Annotated in this window: 18 protein-coding genes and 1 tRNA gene; 2 read left to right on the top strand and 17 right to left on the bottom strand. The window is 73.5% G+C overall.

The window, feature by feature from the left end; translation table 11 throughout:
• Nucleotides 1-94 precede the first annotated feature (94 nt).
• The 17 genes from AC0VX2_RS02245 to AC0VX2_RS02165 form a co-directional block, all read right to left on the bottom strand.
• Nucleotides 95-970 carry a Bax inhibitor-1/YccA family protein gene (locus AC0VX2_RS02245; RefSeq protein ID WP_036384970.1) on the bottom strand — a complete coding sequence of 292 codons (876 nt, stop codon included), beginning with the start codon at nucleotides 968-970 and terminating at the stop codon, nucleotides 95-97.
• 184 nt (nucleotides 971-1154) lie between these two features.
• A tRNA-Leu gene (locus tag AC0VX2_RS02240) sits at nucleotides 1155-1231 on the bottom strand.
• 91 nt (nucleotides 1232-1322) lie between these two features.
• Nucleotides 1323-2738, bottom strand: coding sequence for an NAD(P)/FAD-dependent oxidoreductase (locus AC0VX2_RS02235; RefSeq protein WP_036316342.1), 1416 nt, complete (start codon nucleotides 2736-2738; stop codon nucleotides 1323-1325).
• Nucleotides 2739-2791: 53 nt separating this feature from the next.
• Entirely contained in the window at nucleotides 2792-4390 is a 1599-nt protein-coding gene (locus tag AC0VX2_RS02230) for a DUF501 domain-containing protein (RefSeq protein ID WP_144868923.1), read from the bottom strand.
• Between the two features lie 50 nt (nucleotides 4391-4440).
• On the bottom strand, nucleotides 4441-5265 hold the full coding sequence (locus AC0VX2_RS02225) for an FtsB family cell division protein (protein ID WP_101965734.1): 825 nt from the start codon (nucleotides 5263-5265) through the stop codon (nucleotides 4441-4443).
• Between the two features lie 136 nt (nucleotides 5266-5401).
• Nucleotides 5402-6679 (bottom strand): phosphopyruvate hydratase, encoded by a 1278-nt coding sequence (gene eno, locus AC0VX2_RS02220; RefSeq protein WP_101965733.1) that lies wholly within the window; start codon nucleotides 6677-6679, stop codon nucleotides 5402-5404.
• A gap of 177 nt (nucleotides 6680-6856) precedes the next feature.
• Nucleotides 6857-7663 carry a MazG nucleotide pyrophosphohydrolase domain-containing protein gene (locus tag AC0VX2_RS02215; RefSeq protein WP_073115971.1) on the bottom strand — a complete coding sequence of 269 codons (807 nt, stop codon included), beginning with the start codon at nucleotides 7661-7663 and terminating at the stop codon, nucleotides 6857-6859.
• A 7-nt stretch (nucleotides 7664-7670) separates the two neighbouring features.
• Entirely contained in the window at nucleotides 7671-8882 is a 1212-nt protein-coding gene (locus AC0VX2_RS02210; protein ID WP_475432613.1) for an adenosine deaminase, read from the bottom strand.
• A 24-nt stretch (nucleotides 8883-8906) separates the two neighbouring features.
• Complete coding sequence (locus tag AC0VX2_RS02205; RefSeq protein WP_036317819.1) at nucleotides 8907-9554, bottom strand: DedA family protein; 648 nt, start codon at nucleotides 9552-9554, stop codon at nucleotides 8907-8909.
• Nucleotides 9555-9558: 4 nt separating this feature from the next.
• Complete coding sequence (locus AC0VX2_RS02200) at nucleotides 9559-10893, bottom strand: thymidine phosphorylase (protein WP_036317816.1); 1335 nt, start codon at nucleotides 10891-10893, stop codon at nucleotides 9559-9561.
• A gap of 74 nt (nucleotides 10894-10967) precedes the next feature.
• The gene (locus AC0VX2_RS02195) at nucleotides 10968-11399 is read right to left on the bottom strand and encodes a cytidine deaminase (protein ID WP_010079337.1); all 432 of its coding nucleotides are present in this window, start codon (nucleotides 11397-11399) and stop codon (nucleotides 10968-10970) included.
• 2 nt (nucleotides 11400-11401) lie between these two features.
• A complete protein-coding gene (locus tag AC0VX2_RS02190) occupies nucleotides 11402-12709 on the bottom strand; it encodes an ABC transporter permease (protein ID WP_036317814.1) in 1308 nt (435 codons plus the stop codon).
• The gene (locus AC0VX2_RS02185) at nucleotides 12706-14121 is read right to left on the bottom strand and encodes an ABC transporter permease (protein ID WP_144820054.1); all 1416 of its coding nucleotides are present in this window, start codon (nucleotides 14119-14121) and stop codon (nucleotides 12706-12708) included. Before AC0VX2_RS02185 ends, AC0VX2_RS02190 begins: the two co-directional genes overlap by 4 nt.
• Nucleotides 14118-15716 carry an ABC transporter ATP-binding protein gene (locus AC0VX2_RS02180; protein ID WP_036313325.1) on the bottom strand — a complete coding sequence of 533 codons (1599 nt, stop codon included), beginning with the start codon at nucleotides 15714-15716 and terminating at the stop codon, nucleotides 14118-14120. The genes AC0VX2_RS02185 and AC0VX2_RS02180 overlap by 4 nt, the downstream gene beginning before the upstream one ends.
• A 126-nt stretch (nucleotides 15717-15842) precedes the next feature.
• Nucleotides 15843-17000 (bottom strand): BMP family lipoprotein, encoded by a 1158-nt coding sequence (locus AC0VX2_RS02175; RefSeq protein WP_036313327.1) that lies wholly within the window; start codon nucleotides 16998-17000, stop codon nucleotides 15843-15845.
• Between the two features lie 144 nt (nucleotides 17001-17144).
• Nucleotides 17145-18401, bottom strand: a complete 1257-nt coding sequence (locus AC0VX2_RS02170) for an amidohydrolase (protein WP_036314553.1) — start codon at nucleotides 18399-18401, stop codon at nucleotides 17145-17147.
• A 61-nt stretch (nucleotides 18402-18462) separates the two neighbouring features.
• A complete protein-coding gene (locus AC0VX2_RS02165) occupies nucleotides 18463-19614 on the bottom strand; it encodes a mannose-1-phosphate guanylyltransferase (RefSeq protein WP_020626185.1) in 1152 nt (383 codons plus the stop codon).
• A gap of 246 nt (nucleotides 19615-19860) precedes the next feature.
• Here AC0VX2_RS02165 and sdhC point away from each other — a divergent pair, with 246 nt between their 5' ends.
• Together sdhC and AC0VX2_RS02155 are read left to right on the top strand one after the other, a co-directional pair.
• On the top strand, nucleotides 19861-20265 hold the full coding sequence (gene sdhC, locus AC0VX2_RS02160; RefSeq protein ID WP_078025777.1) for a succinate dehydrogenase, cytochrome b556 subunit: 405 nt from the start codon (nucleotides 19861-19863) through the stop codon (nucleotides 20263-20265).
• Between the two features lie 3 nt (nucleotides 20266-20268).
• Nucleotides 20269-20748, top strand: coding sequence for a succinate dehydrogenase hydrophobic membrane anchor subunit (locus AC0VX2_RS02155; RefSeq protein ID WP_475432612.1), 480 nt, complete (start codon nucleotides 20269-20271; stop codon nucleotides 20746-20748).
• Nucleotides 20749-20811 lie beyond the last annotated feature (63 nt).

The following is a 20811-nucleotide window of genomic DNA, read 5'->3' as shown; positions in this document are numbered from 1 at the left end:
CCCCTCAATCTACGCCCTCGCGGACGCAGACCGCCCCGGCCCTGTGCAGGACCGGGGCGGCGGTGCGGGTCTCCGTGCGGGGACGGGGCGCCGGTCAGTCGTTGCCGCGCAGGATGGCGACGATGCGCAGGATCTCGATGTACAGCCAGATCAGGGTCACGGTCAGGCCGAAGGCCACGGACCAGGAGTACTTCTGCGGGGCGCCGTTCTTCACGCCCACGGCGGCCATCTCGAAGTCCATCGTCAGCGAGTACGCGGCGAGCAGCACGGCGATCGCGCCGATGATCAGGCCCAGGCCGCCCTCACGCATGTTGCCGATGCCGGTCCAGGTGAGGACCAGGTTGACGAGCATGAAGACGAGGTAGCCGATCATGGCGCCCATGACGATCTTCGTCATGCGCGGGGTCGGGCGGAACTTGCCCGAGGTGTAGAGCGCCAGCATCACCGCGAACACGGAGAAGGTGCCGAGCACGGCCTGCACCACGATGCCCGGGTAGGCGCCCTCGAAGAACGCCGAGATGCCGCCCAGGAACAGGCCCTGCGCCACGGCGTAGGCCATGATCAGCACGGGCGAGGGCTCGCGCTTGAACGCGTTGACCAGGCCCAGCACGAGGCCGGCGATCGCGCCGATGATCATCAGGCCCGGCGAGAACCAGCCCACGGCGCCCGCCACCACGACGAGCACGAGCATCAGGCCGGTCTTGCCGACGACGTCGTTGAAGGTCATCCGGCCGGTCTGCTCCGGGCCGGCGGAGGGCGCGCGGAAGGCGTCCTCCATGGACTGCTGGTGCGCGTACTGCTGGGCCGCCTGGCCGGCGCCGAACGCCTGGGCCTGGCCGTACGGGCTCTGCTGCTGGCCGTACGGGGACTGCGCGGACTGCTGCCCGCCCTGGTACCAACCGGGCTGCGCCTGTCCGCCGCCCTGCATCTGCTGCTGGAAGTTCTGAGAGTTCATGACCGGATTCGCCACGGCTCACTCCTTCGGGTCGAGTCGGCCCGGTCGCACGCCGCCGCAGTGAGCCGCGTTCGTGCCCCGGGGTTCAGCACGATCCTATCGGGAGGTCTGTGTCCGCGCGCGGGGTCGGAGCGTGGATCCGCGCCGGTTCACCGGCTGTTCACGGTGGGCGCAGAAGCGAGGCGCGCGGGGAGACGCGTGGTGCCCCCGGCGGGACTCGAACCCGCAACACGCCGATTTTAAGTCGGCCGCCTCTGCCAGTTGGGCCACGGGGGCGTGGCGGGCCCGTGGACGCGGGCCCGGGTGCGGACGACGCCGGCCCCGCCCGATGCGCTCGGACGGGGCCGGCGGCCCGCTGGCTGCGGGATCAGCCCTTCGAGGACTCGAGGGCCCGCTGCCGCTCGAAGCGGCCGGGCTCGAGCTCGACGCCCGCGGCGCGGCGGAACGGGTTGAACGGGGTGTCCAGGCCCGCCACCGAGGTGGAGTCACGGCCGAACAGGGTCTCGGCGACCCAGCCGGACAGGATGCGGAACTTCCGCTCCAGGGTGGGCATCGCGTAGCCGTGGTAGCCGCGGTGGGCCAGGAACGCCGGGATGCCGGCGATCTTGGTGCCCAGCGGGTTGCCCACGCCGCGGCCGAAGCCCAGCCCCGCCACGGTGCCCAGGGACTTGTGCACGTACTCCTGCACCTCGCCCTCGCCGTGGCGCACGGCCATGTAGTTGGCGGCCAGACGCTTGGCCTGACGGATGGCGTGCTGGGCGTTCGGGACGCAGAAGCCGCCCGGGCCGGCCCCGGTCAGGTCCGGCACGGCGGAGACGTCGCCGCAGGCCCACGCACCCTCGAGCGCGCCGGCCTCGCCGTCCTTGATCTGCAGGGTGGGGGTGGCCTCCACGCGGCCGCGGTCGTCCACCGGGAAGTCGGTGCTCTTGACCACGGAGTTGGCCACCACGCCGGCGCACCACACGAGGGTGTCCGCCGCGAAGGTCTCCGCCTCCTCCTTGGAGGGCATGGCCACGAGCTTCATGACGCCGTCCGTGGCGTCGCCCAGCGAGGTGTTGAGCAGGACCTCGATGCCGCGGTCCTTCAGGTGCTCCACCACGCCCTGGGCCTGCTCCTCGGAGACCTCGGGCATGATGCGGCCCATGGCCTCGACGAGGACGATCCGGATCTCCGACTGGGAGAGGCGCTCGTTGCGCTCCACGGCGTTGCGGATGAGGTTCTCCATCTCCGCGATGGCCTCGATCCCGGCGAAGCCGCCGCCCACCACCACGAAGGTCAGGGCACGCTTGCGCTCCTCGGCGTCCGTCATCAGGGAACCGGCGTCCAGGCGCTCCAGGATCTGGTTGCGCAGCTGGACGGCCTCCTCGACCGAGCGCAGACCGATGCCCTGCTCGCCCAGACCCGGGATCGGGAACACGCGGGTCACGGCGCCCGCGGTCATCACGATGTCCTGGTACGGGATCTCGAACTCGTCGCCGCCCTCGCCGCGCACCACGGCGGTGCGGCCGGCGTGGTCCACGGACACGACGGCGCCGCGGACGACCTCGGCGTCCTTGAGGTGCGTCTGCAGGTCCACGTTCACGTGGCGGCCCTCGATGTGGCCGCCCACGACCTCGGGCAGGAACGGGTAGTACGTCATGTACGGGCGGGGGTCGACGACGGTCACGACGCCGCCGCGCTCGGCGACCTTCTTCTGCAGCTCGCGGGCGACATGGAACCCGGCGTAGCCGCCGCCGACGATCAGCAGGCGCGGCTTGGGAGACAGTTCAGGGGTGAGAGACATACCGCCAGTCTACGCACGCACGGGCCCGGCCCCTCCACTCTCCGCCGTCGTGGTCAGGACCGCAGCGAGAGCACGATCCCGTCCAGGATGTCGTGCTCGCTCGCCCAGGCCTCGGTGACGCCCGCGACCTCGGCCACCCGCTCCAGGACGGTGCTCCACAGCAGCGCGCCCGCGCCGATCACGTCCACCCGTCCCGGGTGCATGAACCCCCGCTCGGCGCGTTCGGCCCGGGTCGCCGCCACGAGGCCCTCCGCCGCCGCGCGGAACTCGGCGATCGGCAGGCGCGCACCGTGGATGGCCTCGGGCTCGTACGTGCTGAGCCCGAGGGCCTCGGCGGTCACGGTGGTCACCGAGCCGGCCACGCCGACCACGCGCGCCACGCGTTCCAGCGGCAGGCGGGCGGCGGCGTCGTCGAGGAGACGGAGCGCGTCTGCGCGGGCCGCGGTGACCTCATCCGACGTCGGGGGGTCGGAGCGCAGATGACGCTCGGTGAACCGCACGCAGCCCATGTCCAGGCTGACCGCGCCCACGACCTCGCCCGCGGGCGTGCCGACGACCAGCTCGGTGGAGCCGCCGCCGAGGTCCACGACGAGCACGAGGTCCTCCGGGCCCAGGTCCGCGGTCTCGACGGCGGAGACGGCGCCCGCGAAGGACAGGCCGGCCTCCTCGGCGCCCGAGACGACCTCCGGCTCGACGCCGAGCCGCTCCCGGACGCCGTCGACGAACGCGGCCCGGTTGGAGACGTCCCGGCTGGCGGAGGTGGCCACGAACCGGACCCGGCCGGCGTGGTGGCGCTGGACCAGGCGGGCGTACTCGTCGACCGCCGCGAAGGTGCGCTCCAGCGCGGCGTCGGAGAACGCGCCGGTGGCGTCCACGCCCTCGCCCAGGCGCACCACGCGCATCTCGCGCACGACGTCGGCCAGCGGCGCCGCCGGGTCGGCCCCGGCGCCGGTGGTCTCGTCCGTCCCGGCCGGCCGGGAGATCAGCAGGCGGATGGAGTTCGTGCCGCAGTCCACGCCGGCCACCGTCACCTCCTTCAGCGCGGCGACGCGCTCGAGGTGCTTCACGTGCCGGGAGAGGTCCTTCGTGGGCACCGCCGCGGCCTCGTCCCACGCGCCCTCGCACGCGCAGACCTCGGGCGTCCACCACGGGGCCACCAGGGCGATCGCCTCGTCCCCGAGCGGGTTCACCCCCGGCCCGGCCGCGAGCGCGTGGCCCACGAGGGCGTGCAGGCACTTCACGCGCTCGGGCATGCCGCCGGCCGAGACCCCGGCGATCTCCGGGACGGGCCCCGTGCCGGCCTCGGCCCCGACCCGGTCCCGCTCGGCGATGTAGGCCTCGTGCGCCGCGCGGTGCGCGGCCGCGAGCGCGGGGTCCTGGGCGAGGCGGTCGTTCATGCGCGCCATCTCCCCGTCCGCCTCCACGCGCGAGACCGCCGCCGTCAGCACGGGGTGGGTCAGGTAGAAGGTCGTGGGGAACGGGATGCCGTTGGAGAGCCGCGGCGCGGTGGTGGCCACGAGGGGGTTGCCGCACACGCAGCGGGCGCCGATCTCCACGACGTCCCGGACCGGGCGGCCGAGCTGGCGGGACAGGGTGTCCAGGTCCTGCTCGGTGACGGTGCGGTCCTGGGCGGGGCGGGGGCTGACGGTCATGGTGTCCTCGGGGGTGCGGGGGTGGTGCGGGCGGGGGCGGGACGCGGGGTTCACTCGAGCCCGGCGCGGACGGCCGAGTCCCACAGGCCCTCGGCCCACGGCAGGCGGGTGTTGACGACCTCGTCCGCGCCGGCGGCGGGCGTGTCCTCGGCCTCGGTGTCGGTCTCGGTCTCGGTCTCGGTCTCGGTCTCGGAGGGTCGTCCCGTCACGGAGTACAGGGTCTCCCCCGGCATGACCAGCTCGAGACGCTCACGCGCCTGCTGGGTCACGTAGGCGGGATCGTCCCACAGCTGGATCCGCCGTTCGTAGTCCTCGCGCTGGGCCTGCATGGCGGCGATCTCCTCGCGCGCGGCCGAGATCTCCAGCTGCTGGTTCAGGAACGCGCGCAGCGTGGGCGCCACCAGGACGGCGGCCACCAGCAGCACGGCGACGACGATGAGCGAGCGGCCCGTGATCTGCCGGGCCGGCACCGGCTCCGGTAGCGGGGCCCGACGGCGGGCGGCCGTGGCGGCGGCGGATGCGGCGCGGCGGGGGGCGGGCCGGGGCCGACGCCCGGCCGGGCGGGCCGGTGCCGTCCGGCGCGGGGGTGCCGACGGGGATGCGGGGGCGGCGGTGTCCTCGGCGGGGGCCGTGTCGGCCCGGTCCACGTCGGGGTGACCGGCCTGGCGGCGCTCCTGGATGCTCTGCAGGTCGATGACCTCGGCGTCCGTCGCCGCGGGCGCCGGCGTGGGGGCCGCAGGGGCCGCGGGGGTCGGCGTGGGCGTGTCCGCCTTCGGGGAGGCCGTCGTCGGGGCCGCCGGGGCCGCGACGGCGGTCCGGCGCGGGGCGCCCGTCGTCGGGTCGACACGGGGCACGCGGGGGCGGCGCGGACTCATCGCGGACTCCTTCGGACGCGTGGCGGGGACCCTCCCAGCCTACTGCCCGCCCCTGGCAGGATCCTGGTCGCGCCGGGACGGGCGCGGGCCCGCCCGGAGGGATCCGGGCGGGCCCGCGCGTCGTCGTCGGGGACGGTCAGCCGCGGAAGCGCGGGAAGGCGGAGCGGCCCGCGTAGACGGCGGCGTCGTCCAGGTCCTCCTCGATGCGCAGCAGCTGGTTGTACTTGGCCACGCGGTCCGAGCGGGCCGGGGCGCCGGTCTTGATCTGGCCGGCGTTGGTGGCCACCGCGAGGTCCGCGATGAACGTGTCTTCGGTCTCGCCCGAGCGGTGCGAGATCATGCAGTGGAACATGTGGCGCTGGGCCAGGGCGATCGCGTCGAAGGTCTCGGTCAGGGAGCCGATCTGGTTGACCTTCACGAGCAGGGCGTTGCCGGCCTTCTCGTCGATGCCGCGCTGCAGCCGCTCCACGTTGGTGACGAACAGGTCGTCGCCCACCAGCTGGACGCGATCGCCCAGCTGCGCCGTCAGGTGCTGCCAGCCCTCCCAGTCGTCCTCGTCGAGCGGGTCCTCGATGGAGACGATCGGGTAGTTGTCCACCAGCTCGGTGTAGTAGGCGGCCATCTCCTCGGCGGAGCGCTGCTGGCCCTCGAAGGTGTAGGAGCCCTTGTCGAAGAACTCGGAGGAGGCGACGTCCAGCGCCAGCGCGATGTCCTCGCCCAGGCGGTAGCCGGCCTTCGTCACGGCCTCGGCGATGAGGTCCAGGGCGGCCCGGTTGGACTCCAGGGACGGGGCGAACCCGCCCTCGTCGCCCAGGCCGGTGGACAGGCCCTTCTCCTGCAGCACGGTCTTCAGGGCGTGGTAGACCTCGGTGCCCCAGCGCAGGGCCTCGCGGAAGGACGGGGCGCCGATCGGGGCGATCATGAACTCCTGGATGTCCACGTTGGAGTCCGCGTGGGCGCCACCGTTGAGGATGTTCATCATCGGCACGGGCAGCACGTGGGCGTTCGGGCCGCCCAGGTACTTGTAGAGCATGAGGTCGGAGGCCTGCGCGGCGGCCGCGGCGACGGCCATGGACACGCCCAGGATCGCGTTCGCGCCCAGATTGCCCTTGTTGGGGGTGCCGTCCAGGTCCCGCATCGCGCGGTCCACGGCGCGCTGGTCCGCGGCGAACTCGCCCTCGAGCTCCTCCGCGATGCCCTCGACGGCGGCGACGGCGTCCAGCACGCCCTTGCCGCCGTAGCGCTTCTTGTCCCCGTCACGGCGCTCGACCGCCTCGAACTCGCCGGTGGACGCGCCCGAGGGCACGGCCGCGCGGCCCAGGGAGCCGTCGGTCAGCAGCACCTCCACCTCGACGGTGGGGTTGCCGCGCGAGTCGAGGATCTCGCGAGCGTGGATGGCGTCGATCAGGGCCATGGACGGGTCTCCTTCAATCGAAGTCGGAAGTCGTGCCCGCGGCGTGGACACGGCCTCAGCCTAGCGGGGACCTCCGGTTCCAGGCGGCCGCGCGCCGGCGACAAGACCGCCGTTCCCCCCGGCTGCGATGTCGCTGGGGCGCGGTCGGGGCTGCGGCCGGGCCGGCGCGGCGTCGCGTCAGCCGGACGGACGCAGCGCCGACCAGTCCCCCGCACGCACTCGCGCCACCGTGGTGCGCAGGGCCCGTTCGGGGTCCAGCCCCGCCGCCCGGGCCCGGAACACCAGCGCGAACAGCTCCGCCCCGAGCGCGGTCTCGTCCGGCCACACCGCCACCGGACGCTCCCCCGCCTCCGCGGCCGGCACCGGGACGTGCGCCGCGAGCGGGTCCGGCTCCTGCCGGGCCGCGCGGTCGACCACCTTCGCGGCGGCGGCCAGCGCCGGCAGCCGGGCCGGGATGTCGCCGACGTCGAGGCCCGGGCCGGTGCCGCCGTCGCCGTGGGCCGGGGCGGCGGACGAGAGCCCCGCGGCGGCCCGCTCCTGCGCCTTGACCCGCTCCCAGGCCAGCTCGACGGCCTCGGGCGTGACGGCGGCGAGCTCCTCGGCCGGGCGCAGGCCGCCCTCGGGGGTGAGCACGAGCGGGTTGCGCCGGATCATCTTGGCGGTGAGGGCGTCGGCGGCGTCGTCCAGGCGGAACCCGGCCGTCTCCGCCGGGGCGCCCGGCGCCCGGGAGACGGCGGCGTGCAGGACCACCTGGAACAGGACGTCCCCGAGCTCGGCGGCCAGGGCGGGGTACGCGCCGTCGGCCCGACGCGCGGGCACGTCGGCCCATGCGGCGGCGTCGCGGGACTCGATCTCCGCCACCGCCTCGTACGCCTCCTCCACGAGGTACTCGGCGAGGTCGGCGTGGGTGAGCGCGGCCGTCCAGGGGCAGTGGTCGCGCAGGGCCTCGACCACCGCCACCAGACGGTCCACACTCGCGCTCACGGGCGGGTCAGTCGTCCTCGTCCGCGTCGTCCAGCTCTTCGAGGACCGGGCCGACGGCGTCGCCGGAGATGACCTCGCCCCAGCCGGCCACGAGGATCTCGGCGAGGTCCTCGCGCTCGTCCACGGACAGGAAGGCGGCCTCGGCAGCGTTGAGCTGCAGGTCCAGCAGCTCGGAGAGCGAGTAGCCGAAGGTCTCGGCGAGCAGGTAGAGCTCGTCGGTCAGGGACACGTCCGAGACGAGCCGGTTGTCCGTGTTCACGGTGACGCGGAAGCCGAGCTGCACGAGCAGGTCGATGGGATGGCCCGCGATGCCCGCCGCGGCGTCCACCGCGCCGGTCTGCAGGTTCGAGGACGGGCAGACCTCCAGGGCGATCTGCCGGTCCCGCACCCACGCGGCGGTCTCGCCCAGGTCCACGAGGCCGGTCAGCTCGTCCAGCTGCTCGCCGTCCTCGTCCACGCCGCCGTACTCCACCGAGATGTCCTCCGCCAGGCGCACGCCGTGGCCCAGACGCAGGGCGCGGCCGTCCACGAGGGCCGAGCGGACGGAGTCCAAGCCGTCGCCCTCGCCCGCGTGCACGGTGACGGGCAGGTGGTGGGCGGCCAGCCACGTGAAGGTGTCGGCGAAGCGGGAGGGCGGGAACCCGGCCTCGGCGCCCGCGATGTCGAAGCCCACGACGCCGGCCTCGCGGTGGCGCACGGCCAGCTCGGCGATCTCCTGGGCCCGGTCGGCGTGCCGCATCGCGGTGACCAGCTGGCCCACGCGGATCACGTGGCCCGCGGCGTCGGCGGCCTCGACCGCCTCGTCCAGGCCGGCCTGCACGGCCTCGACCGCCTCGTCCAGGCTCAGCCCGCCGGCCAGGTGCTGCTCGGGGGCCCAGCGGATCTCGCCGTAGACGACGCCGTCGGCGACCAGGTCCTCGACGAACTCGCGGGCCACGCGGCGCAGCTGCTCGCGGGTCTGCATCACGGCGGTGGTCAGGGCGAAGACCTGCAGGTACTTCTTGAGGGACTCGCCGTTGGCGTGCTCGGCGATCCACTCGGCCAGGCCCTCGACGGTGTCCGCGGGGACGTCGACGCCGGCCTCGCGGGCCAGGTCGAGGACGGTGCCCACGCGCAGGCCGCCGTCGAGGTGGTCGTGGAGGGAGACCTTGGGCAGGACGGCCAGGTCGACCTCGAGCGGGGAGGGGGATGCGGTGTCCGGAAGCTGCGTCGTCGTCACGGGCGTCACTCTACGGCAGGGCGCTCAGCGCAGGGCCTCCTGCTCGGCCAGGGTGAGGCCCTTCACCCCGGTGCCCAGCCGGCGGCGCAGCAGGGCCTTGAGCAGGCGGTCCAGCAGCAGGCCCACGAGCGCGGCACCCGTCACGGAGACGGCGATCTGCAGCACCGGGTTCTCCAGCCAGCCCGCGGTCAGGCGCGCGATCATGATCGAGTACGCGGCCCAGCTGGCCGTGGAGACCAGGTCCAGCGCCACGAACCGCACCGGCGGATAGCGGGTGGCGCCGGCGGTGAAGTTGAGGGCCACGCGGCCGCCGGGGATGAACCGAGCGGTGAACAGCAGCAGCGCGCCGTGGCTGTGCAGGTGGTGACGGGCGACCTCGACCGTGGCCCGCACCCGCCGCAGCCGCATCCACCGGAACCGCTCCACGCCCACGGCACGGCCGATCGCGTACGCGGCCACGTCCCCCAGGAACGCGCCCGCGAAGCCGACCCCCCACAGCGCCCACAGGGAGAACGGATGCCCGTCGCGGACGATCGCGCCGAGGGCCACCAGCACCGACTCCGACGGGAAGACCGGCACGATGCCGTCGAGCAGGCACAGCAGCAGCGTCAGCGGCAGAACCCACCACTGCGCGGAGGCGTGGAGGATCGCCCCCTCGAGCCACGCGAGCATCCGGTCAGCCGATCCGGTCCAGGATCACGGAGCGCTCGCGCAAGGCCCGGGCGGCGTCGTCGTCGAGCTCGCCGACCGCCCAGCCGCCGGCGAGCGCGGCCTTCGCCCGCTCGAAGCGCTCCGGCGTGTCCGTGTGCAGGGTCAGCACCTTCTGGCCCCGGGCCACGCGCTCGCCGGGGCGCACGTGCACCTCGACGCCGGCCGCGGCCTGGACGGCCTGGCCCTGTCGCTCCCGCCCGGCGCCGAGGCGCCACGCGGCCAGGCCCACGGCCATCGCGTCCAGCTCGGTGAGGACGCCGTCCGTCTCCGCGACGACGTCCTCGGTGTGGGCCGCCGTCGGGAGGTCCGCGCGCGGGTCGCCACCCTGGGCCTCGATCATCCGGTTCCACACGTCCATCGCCCGGCCGTTGGCCAGGTGCTCGGCCGGGTCCACGTCCGTGACCCCGGCGCCGGCGAGCATCGCGGCGGCGAGCGCCACGGTGAGCTCCACGACGTCGGCCGGGCCGCCGCCGGCGAGCACCTCCACCGACTCGCGGACCTCGAGGGCGTTGCCGGCCGTCCGGCCCAGGGGCACGGACATGTCCGTGAGCAGCGCCGAGGTGTCCACCCCGGCGTCCCGGCCGAGGTCCACCATGGTCCGGGCCAGCTCGCGGGCGGACGCCTCGTCCTTCATGAAGGCGCCCGAGCCGCACTTGACGTCCAGCACGAGGGCGCCGGTGCCCTCGGCGATCTTCTTGGACATGATCGAGGAGGCGATCAGCGGGATGGCCTCCACCGTGCCGGTGACGTCGCGCAGGGCGTACAGGCGCTTGTCCGCCGGGGCCAGGCCCGAGCCGGCGGCGCAGATCACGGCGCCCACCTCGGAGAGCTGGCGCAGCATCGCCTCGTTGCTGAGGTCGGCCCGCCACCCGGGGATCGCCTCGAGCTTGTCCAGGGTGCCGCCGGTGTGCCCGAGGCCGCGGCCGGACAGCTGCGGCACCGCCACCCCGAAGGAGGCCACGAGCGGGGCCAGCGGCAGGGTGATCTTGTCCCCCACGCCGCCGGTGGAGTGCTTGTCCGCGGTGGCCAGGGGGCGGCCGTCCGGGGTGGTGAGCCCGCCGAAGTCCATGCGCTCGCCCGAGGCGATCATCGCGTCCGTCCAGCGGGCGATCTCGGCGCGGTCCATGCCGTTGAGCAGGATCGCCATGGCCAGGGCGGACATCTGCTCGTCCGCCACCACGCCGCGGGTGTACGCGTCCACCACCCAGTCGATCTGCTCGGGGGACAGCGTCCCCCGGTCCCGCTTGGTGCGGATCACCTCGACGGCGTCGAAGGGCTCGGCCTGCGGCTGCGCGGTCATGGGGTTCTCCTCGGAGGACGGCTGCGACGGTCAGCCTCCGACTCTAGCGAGCGGGCCCGGGAGCGCGCCGCAGGTCAGGGACGGTCCGCCCGCTCCAGGTCGGCCGGGCCGAAGGCGTCCGGCAGCACCGCGTCGATCCCCCGCTCCCCCGCCGGGGTGAGCAGCACGAGCCCGGGGGCGCGGAACTCGTACAGCAGCTGGCGGCACCGCCCGCAGGGCATGGTGAGCACGCCCTCGCCGTCCACGCACACGAACGCGGCCAGTCGGCCGCCCCCGCCCATGCGCAGGTCGGCCAGCAGCGCGCACTCGGCGCACAGGGTCAGCCCGTAGGACGCGTTCTCGATGTTGCAGCCCGAGACGAGGCGGCCGTCGTCGGTGAGCGCGGCGGCGCCCACCCGGAACCCCGAGTAGGGCACGTAGGCGTGCTCCGTGGCGGCCAGGGCCGCGGCCCGCAGCCGGTCCCAGTCCACGCGCGGCGCCGTCGTCGTGTGCTGCCCGTCCGCCACGGCTACTCCTTCACGTACGGCACGCCCGAGGCGGCCGGGCCGCGCGAGCGACCCACGAGGCCGGCCACGGCGAACACCGTGACGAGGTACGGGAGCATCGCCATGAACTGGCTCGGCACCGGGGTGCCGAGGATCGCCAGGACGTACTGCATGTTGGTGGCGAAGCCGAACAGCAGCGCCGCGAAGAACGCGCCGATCGGGTTCCAGCGGCCGAAGATCACGGCCGCGAGCGCGATGAAGCCCTGGCCCGCCGTCATCTCCTTGGTGAAGGACGACGCGGAGACGAGCGTGAAGAACGCCCCACCCATGCCGGCCACCGCACCGCCCAGCAGGACGGCGGCGTACCGCGTGCGGTTCACGTCGATGCCCACGGTGTCCGCGGCCTTGGGATGCTCGCCCACGGCGCGCACGCGCAGGCCCCAGCGGGTGCGGAACAGGGCGAACCACAGCGCGATCACGAGCAGGTACATCGCGTAGCCCAGGATCGTCTGGTCGAACAGGATGGGCCCGAGCACGGGGATGTCCGCCAGGCCCGGGATCCGCAGGTTCGGGAAGTGCGGCGGCGCGTTGAGCTCGGTGTCCCCGCCCGTGAGGACGGTGGAGTACAGGAAGCTCGTCAGGCCGGCCACGAGCACGTTGAGCACGACGCCGACGATCACCTGGTTGACCAGGTACTTGATCGAGAACACGGCGAGCAGCCAGGACACGAGGACGCCGGCCACGATCGCGGCGGCCAGGCCCGCCCAGGGCGAGCCGGTGGCGGTGCCGACGACGGCGGCCGTGAACGCGCCCGCCAGCAGCTGACCCTCGATCGCGATGTTCACCACGCCCGAGCGCTCGGCCAGGATGCCGGCCATCGAGCCGAAGATCAGCGGGACGGCCAGCGCGAACGAGCCGGCGATCAGGCCGGTGAGGAACACGGTGGTGTTGTCCGCCGAGCCGATCACCCAGATGAGGAACGCGGCCACGAAGGCGACGGCGAACAGGGCCGCGGCCCAGCCGGGGGTGCGCCCCGAGCGCAGGGTCGCCAGCCAGGCCACCGCGGTCAGCAGCGCCATGAGCCCGACGAGCAGCCAGCCCCCCAGCACGGGGTCGGCGGTCAGGTCCGGGAGCACGACGGCGTCGGACGCGTTCGAGAGTCGGAAGGTCGCCGCCGCCTCGGGGGCGCCGAGGGCGAAGACGGCCAGGGCCAGCAGGGTCAGGATCGTCAGGGCGATCGGGGTGGTCCAGTGCCGGACCACGACCCGGGCGGGCTCGGCGGCCTCGGGGCGGACGACGTCGGCGTGGGGCCGGGCGGCGGTCGCGCTCATCGGGCGTCCCCCTTCTGCTCGTGCGGGCGGTGGGTCGGGGCCGTGTCCGTGGGTGCAGTGGTCGGAGCCTGCGGGTCCGCGACGGCGGCGGCCGCGGCCTCCTGGACGCCCGTGGACGGGGCGGCGGCGTGGCCGCCGGCGCCGGTCAGCGCGGCGCCGGCCACGGCGGGCTGGGTCACGGGGTCGGCCGCGCGGCGGGCGCGCGCGGCGCCCGGGGCGGGCAGCCGGAAGATGGCGCGCACCAGCGGCGGGGCCGCGATGAGCAGCACGATCACGGACTGCACCACGAGGACGATGTCGACCGGCACCCCGGTCTCGGTCTGCATGGTCACGCCGCCGGCGCGCAGGGCGCCGAAGAGCAGGCCCGCGAACAGCACGCCCACCGGGTGGGACCGGCCGAGCAGCGCCACCGTGATCGCGTCGAAGCCGAAGGACCCGGCCACGGAGGTGTTCAGCGTGCTCTCCGTGCCGGCCACGTGGGTGGCGCCGGCCAGGCCGGCGAGGCCGCCGGAGATCGCCATGGCGGCCAGGTAGGAGCCCTTGACGGAGATGCCGGCCGTGCGGGCGGCGTCCGGGTTGGCGCCCACGGCCCGCAGGCGGAAGCCGAGGGTGGAGCGCTGCATCAGCCACCACGTGAAGAGCACGGCCAGCAGCGCGACGAAGAAGCCCCAGTGCAGCCGGAAGTCGGTCCCCAGCAGCCGCGGGAACATGGCGGAGCGGTCCAGCGGCGCGGACACCGGGTTCGTGGTGCCGGGCGCCCGCAGGACGGGGGTGTTCAACAGGTAGGCGAGCAGGTTCACCGCCACGTAGTTGAGCATGATCGTGAGGATCACCTCGTGCGCGCCCGTCCAGGCCTTGAGCACGCCGACGACGGAGCCCCACAGCACGCCGCCGAGCACGCCCATCACGACGACGAGCAGCAGGTGCACGCCGGCCGGCAGGTGCAGGTGCACGCCGAACCACGCGGCGAACATGGCGCCGAAGATGAACTGACCCTGGCCGCCGATGTTGAACAGGCCCGCCCGGAAGGCGATGGCGATGCCCAGCGAGATGATGATCAGCGGGGTCGCCACGGTGAGGGTCTCGGTGAGCGGGTAGAGCATGCCCGTCGCGTCCGAGGCCCGGTAGTTGAAGACGGCGCCGCGGAACAGGGCCGCGAAGGCTCCGGCGAACGCGGCCCAGGCGGCGGAGAGCAGGTCGCCCGGGCGGGCGAAGAAGTAGCCGGCGGCGTCGCGGACGTCCTCGTCCACGGCGATGATCAGCAGGCCGGAGATCAGCAGGGACAGCAGGATCGCCAGGGCGGTGACCGTGCCGTTGCCCGAGAGGATCCGGCGCAGGGCGGAGTCGGCGGGGGCGGGCCGGGCGGCCGCGTCGGACGCGGGGGCCGGGCGCTGCGGGGCGGCGGTGCTCACGGGCGCTCTCCTTCCGTGGTGGGGTGGGCGGCGGGCGCCTCACCGGCGGTGCCGGGCGTGCCCGCGGCGACGTCTGCGCCGGAGGCGAGGGCCGCGTCGTCGGGGGTCTGGCCGGCCATCATGAGGCCGAGCGTCTCGCGCGAGGTGTCCCCCGGCACGATGCCGACGATCCGCCCGTGGTACATCACGGCGATCCGGTCCGCCAGCTCGAGGACCTCGTCCAGCTCGGTGGAGACGATCAGCACGGGGGTGCCGGCGTCGCGCTCGGCGATGATCCGGTCGTGCAGGAACTCGATCGAGCCGACGTCCACGCCGCGCGTGGGCTGCGAGGCGATGAACAGGCGCAGCCCGTCCACGAGTTCGCGGGCCATGACGACCTTCTGCTGGTTGCCTCCCGAGAGGGAGGAGACCGGCAGGTCCACGCCCTGGGTGCGGACGTCGAACTCGGCCACGCGGCGCTCGGCGAGCGCCCGCACCGCGGCGGGGCGCATCTGCACGGCGTTGCCGGCCGGGGCGACGTCGTACCGGTTGAGCACCATGTTCTCCGCCACGGAGAACGGGCCGACGAGCCCGTCCGTGGAGCGGTCCTCGGGCACGAAGCCGACGCCGGCGCGGATGATCTGGCGGGTGGACCGGCCGATCAGCTCCCGACCGTCCAGGGTGACGGAGCCGGTGGCCTTGACCAGGCCCATGATCGCCTCGGTCAGCTCGGTCTGCCCGTTGCCCTGCACACCGGCCACGGCGAGGACCTCGCCCTGGCGGACGGCGAAGGACACGGCGTCCAGCAGCACCTGGCCCGTGGGCGAGACGACGGAGAGGTCCTCGACGCGGAACGTCTCCTCCCCCAGGGTCGGGGCCGTCTTGCGCCGCTCGAGGACGACGTTCCGGCCCACCATGAGGGCGGCCAGCTCGGCGGCCTCGGCGGAGGGCTCCGCCGTGCCGACCACGCGGCCGCGGCGCAGCACGGTGATGTCGTCCGAGACGGCCTTGACCTCGCGCAGCTTGTGGGAGATGAACACGATCGCCGTGCCGTCCGCCCGCAGCTGCCGGATGATGCCGAGCAGCTCGTCGGTCTCCTGGGGGGTGAGCACGGCGGTCGGCTCGTCCAGGATGAGGATGCGCGCGTCGCGGACGAGGGCCTTGATGATCTCGACGCGCTGCTGCACGCCCACGGGCAGGTCCTCGACGACGGCGTCCGGGTCCACGTCGAAGCCGTACTGCGCGGAGATCTCCCGGATCCGCCGGCGGGTGGCCTCGAGGTCGAGCACGCCCAGGGCGCGGGTGTGCTCGTCGCCGAGGGCCACGTTCTCGGCCACCGTGAAGACGGGCACGAGCATGAAGTGCTGGTGCACCATGCCGATGCCCGCGCGCATGGCCTCGCCGGGGCCGGAGAACCGGACGGGCTCGCCGTCGAGCAGGATCTCCCCCTCGGTGGGCTCGTAGAGCCCGAAGAGGACGTTCATCAGGGTGGACTTGCCGGCGCCGTTCTCGCCGAGGAGGGTGTGCACCCGCCCCGACTCCACGGTCAGGTTCACGTCCTCGTTCGCGGCGAACGAGCCGAAGCGCTTGGTGATCCCGCGCAGTTCGAGCCTCATCGAGGGCCTTCCGTCTGGTCGATGCTCGTGGTGCCGCGCTCGGCGGCGGGGGCGGGCCGGGCGCCCGCGCGCCGCGGGGCCGGTCCGGAGGGGTCCGGGCCGGCCCTGCGGCGGTGGCGAGGCGGGTCAGGCCTCCGGGGAGTACTCCGAGCCGACCTTCAGCTCGCCCGAGACGATCTTGGCCTCGAGATCCTTGAGCTCGTCCTTGAGCTCCTGCGGCACCGTGTCCTCGAAGTCGTGGAACGGGGCCAGCTCGACGCCCTTGTTCTCCAACGTGCCCACGTAGGGCTCGGCCGAGAACTCGTCCTTCAGGTCCGCGGCGATCACGTCGGCGACGGACTGGCCCATGTTCTTCTTCACCGAGGTGAGGATCAGGTTGCCGTCCTTGGTGGACTCGTAGCCGTCCGAGTCCGGCCAGATGACCTTGACGTCCTTGCCGCCCTGGTTCGCCTCGCGGACGGCGTCCAGGGTGCCCAGGCCCACGGGGCCGGCCACCGGCATCACGATGTCGGCGCCCTCGTTGATGAAGTTGGCGGTGTTCGTCTTGCCGTTGGCCACGTTCTTGAAGTCGCCCGTGAAGGAGCCGGTCTTCGCGTCCTTGTCCCAGCCCAGGACCTTGACGTCCTTGTCCTTGACCTCGTTGTAGTGCTCCACGCCGCGGGCGAAGCCGTCCATGAAGATGGTGACGGTGGGGATCTCCATGCCGCCATAGGTGGCCACGGTGCCGGTCTCGGTGGTGCCCGCCGCCAGGTAGCCGGCCAGGAACGCCGCCTGCGCCGTGTCGTAGGTGAGCTTCTGGACGTTGTCGGAGAAGCCCTCCGCGGTGACGTCCACGCCGAAGAAGTGGGTGTCCGAGTGCTGCGCGGCGATCGGCTTCATGGCGTCGCCGAGGAGGAAGCCCACGCCGATGACGGCGTCGCAGTCGGCGTTGACCATGGCGGTCACGTTCGGGGTGAACTCGCTGGGCTCGTTCGACTCGGCCTCGCTGGTGGTGATGCCGTAGGCCTTCTCGGCGGCCTTGAGGCCCTCGTAGGAGGACTGGTTGAAGGAGCGGTCGTCGAAGCCGCCCTCGTCCGAGACGATGCAGGCCTTGTAGTCCTTGTTGTCCGAGCCGACGCCGTCCACGGTGGCGATGGCCTCGCTCTCGGCGGCGCCGGAGCCCGAGGCCTCGGACTGCTCCGGCGGGGCGCCGCACGCGGTCAGCAGCAGGCCGGAGACGCCGAGCGCGGCGGCGGGGAGCAGGAGACGACGGCGGCGCGCGGCCGACGGGGTGGCGATGCCCATGGGGTCCTCATTTCGGAAGGCACGGTGCGAGGCCCGCGGCCGGTGGCCGCGGAAAGACGGGGCCCGTGCGGGTGGCCCCGTCCGGATGAGCGCGAGTCTACCGAACGGTGGGCCCGTCCCCTCCGGCGGGGGCGGGCGGTGGGGTCAGTGGTGGTCCTCGCCCGTGAGCACCTGCAGCGCGGCGGCGGTGAAGACCCGCATGCCCACGCCGATGGCCCGCTCGTCCGGCGCGTAGTCCCCGCGGTGCAGATCGTAGATGGGGCCACCCGGGGACCGGGTGCCGAGGCGCAGCATGGAGCCGGGCACCTTCTGGGTCATCCAGGCGAAGTCCTCGCCGCCCATCGACTGCGGGGTCAGGACGATCGCCCGCGAGCCGAGCTCCCGCCGCGCCGCGGTCTCGATCAGCGCCGTCTCGCCCTCGGTGTTGTGCACCGGCGGGACGCCGCGCACGTGCTCGAGCTGCACGTGCACGCCGTACGGCGCGGCCACCTGTCGGACCACCTCGTCGAGCAGCGCGCCGGCCTCCTCCCACACGTCCGCGTCGAGGCAGCGCATGGTCCCGGCCAGGTAGCCGGTGTTGTCGATCGCGTTGGGCGCGCTGCCGGCGGCGATCTGCCCCCACACCACGGAGACGGCCGAGCGCACGTCGATCCGCCGGGAGAGCACGGCGGGCACGTTCACGGCGATCTGGGACAGGGCGAAGACCATGTCCTCGGTGAGGTGGGGCCGCGAGGTGTGCCCCCCGCGTCCGGTGAGGGTGATCCGGATCGTGTCCGCCGCCGAGGTGATGGCGCCGATGCGGGTGCCGATCGAGCCGACGTCGACCTGGGGGTCGCAGTGCGCCGCCAGGATGCGGGGAACGTCGTCGAGGATCCCCTGCCGCAGCACGGCCAGGGAGCCGCCGGGCAGCCGCTCCTCCGCGGGCTGGAAGATGACGCGGACCGTGCCGTGGACCCGCTCGCCGACCGCGCGCAGGTCGGGGTCGGCGGTGGCCCCGCGGAGGATGCGGCCGAGGGCGACGGCCACACCCGCCATCACGGCGGTGTGCATGTCGTGGCCGCACGCGTGCGCGACGCCGTCATTGACGGACACGTAGGGCAGGCCGGTCTCCTCCTCGACCGGCAGCGCGTCGATGTCCGCGCGCAGGGCCAGCACCACCGGCCCCTCCCCGACGTCCACGTAGGCGCCCGTGGACTCCATCCGCACGGGCGAGAGCCCGTAGCCGGAGAGCAGCTCCACGATGCGGTCGGTGGTGCGGTACTCCTCATAGGAGAGCTCGGGATGCCGGTGCAGGTCCCGGCGGAAGGACACGATCTCGTCCTCGAGCTCGGCCACCACGGGGCCCACCGAGGGGACGGAGGTCGGACGGGGCCCGGTCAGCACGGAGTCGGAGGTGGTCATGGCCCAGCACCCTACTCCGGGGGTGCCGGTCGATGCGGGCCGGACCCGGCCCAGGGCGCGGTCAGAGGACCTCGTCCACACCCTCCGCCTTGAGCGCCTCGACGGCCTTCTTGACCTCCTGGGCGTGCTCCGTGGTGGTGACCAGCAGCGCGTCCTCGGTGTCCACCACGACGACGTCCTCGATGCCGATCAGCGCGATGACGCGCTTCGTGTCCGTCACCACGACGCCGGACGCGTCGTCCGAGTACACGCGCGGGGTGTCGCCGATCACCGTGATGCCGGAGGCGTCCTTGACCGGGTTCAGGCGGGCGATCGCCGCGAAGTCCCCCACGTCGTCCCACGTGAAGGAGCCGGGGATCACGGCCACGTCGCCGACGGCGGCGGCGGGCTCGGCCACGGCGTAGTCGATGGCGGTCTTCGTCAGCTCGGGCCACACCCGGGCCATGACCTCGTCCCGCTCCGGCGTCTCCCACGCGCGGGCGATCTCCATCAGGCCGGCGTGCAGCGCGGGCTCGTTCTCCTCGAGGTGGGCCAGCATGAGGCCCACGGGCGCCACGAACATGCCCGCGTTCCAGAGGTAGCGGCCGGACTTCACGTACTGCTGGGCGACCTTCAGGTCCGGCTTCTCCACGAACGCGGCGACGTCGTGCGCGTCCGGGGCGCCGGCCACGCGGAGACGGCGGCCCCGGCGGATGTAGCCGAAGCCCGTGGCCGCGTGCGTGGGCTCGATGCCGATGGTCACGATCCGGCCCGTGGCCGCCGTCTCGACGGCCTGCCGCACCGCGTCCTGGAAGACCTCCACCGGGGAGATCACCTGATCCGCCGCGAACGAGCCCATGATCGTGTCCGGGTCGCGCAGGGAGAGGATCGTCGCGGCCAGGCCGATGGCGGCCGCGGAGTCCTTGGGCGAGGGCTCGAGCACCAGATCCGTCTCCGCCAGGGCCGGCAGCTGCATGCACACCGCCTCCCGGTGGGCCTCCCCGGTCACCACGAGCATGCCCGCGGCCAGGGGCGCCAGACGGTCCCACGTGGCACGGATCAGGGTCTGGCCCGAGCCGGTGAGGTCGTGGAGGAACTTCGGCGCGGCGGCCCGCGAGAGGGGCCACAGGCGGGTGCCCACGCCCCCGGCGGGGATCACGGCGTGGAAGCGGGACAGGGCCGTGCCCGGCGCGGCCTCGCGCGGGGCATCGGTCAGGTTCGGATCGGTGCTCACCGGGCCAGACTACGGAACCGTCCGGACGGGGGACCACTCGACGCGTCCCAGGCGGGGCACAGCCCAGACCGAACAGGACGGCGGCGGGGCGCCGCACGCGTCACAGTGGTCGCCCGGGTCCCGATCGGGCACGGAGGCGCGGGAAGGGTCTACCCTAGGTGGAGGAATCCACTCGCACACGCCCCTGCCCGTCGTCGTCCCACGGCGGAGGACCGGGATCGTGCATTCCCCCTGGAGGTATCAACCGTGTCTAGCGCCACTGCGCAGGCCCCGGCCAAGAACGGCCGCGGAACCCTGTACCGGGGCCACGGCGGCATGTGGTCCTGGGTGGGCCACCGCGTCACCGGCGTCGTCATCTTCTTCTACCTGCTCGTCCACGTGCTGGACACGGCCCTGGTCCGGGTCTCCCCCGAGGCCTACAACGCCGTGATCGGCTCGTACAAGACGTGGTACTTCGCGCTCGGCGAGGCCGGCCTCGTCGCGGCGATCATCTTCCACGCCCTGAACGGCCTGCGCATCATCCTGGTCGACTTCTGGAAGGGCGGCACCCAGCACCACAAGACCCTGCTGTGGATCGTGCTGGGGCTGTGGGTCGTCCTGACCCTGGGCTTCGCCATCCGTCACTTCAGCCTCGCACTCGGAGGTCACTGAGCCATGAGCACCACCGCTGAGACCACCATCGCGGCGCCCCGCAGCCGCCGTCTGGACCCCAAGTACACGCGCGACGGCGGCGGCCGCGGCAACTTCGAGATGCTCGCCTGGCTGTTCATGCGCATCTCGGGCGTCTTCCTCGTCGTGCTGATCGCCGTGCACCTGACCACCAACCTGCTGGTGGGCGACGGCATCCACGCCATCGACTTCGGCTTCGTGGCCGGCAAGTGGGCGCACCCGCTGTGGCAGTTCTGGGACCTGGCCCTCCTGTGGCTGGCCATGCTGCACGGCGCCAACGGCGTGCGCACGATCATCAACGACTACACCCGTTGCGGCAGCGCCCGCTTCTGGCTGACGATGATCCTGTACATCGCCACGGCCGTGATCATCATCCTCGGCACCCTGGTGATCTTCACCTTCGATCCCTGCATGGTGGACGCCTCCGGCGCCCTGCTCGAGGGCTCCCCGGCCTTCTGCGGCTGACCTCGGAAACGCTCACCCTGCGGTGCGGCCGGCCCGAGCGGCCGCCGCGTCACAGACACCCAG

It is taken from the genome of Micrococcus sp. iso_239, from assembly GCF_056173395.1.
This window is presented reverse-complemented; position numbering and strand designations above follow the sequence as displayed.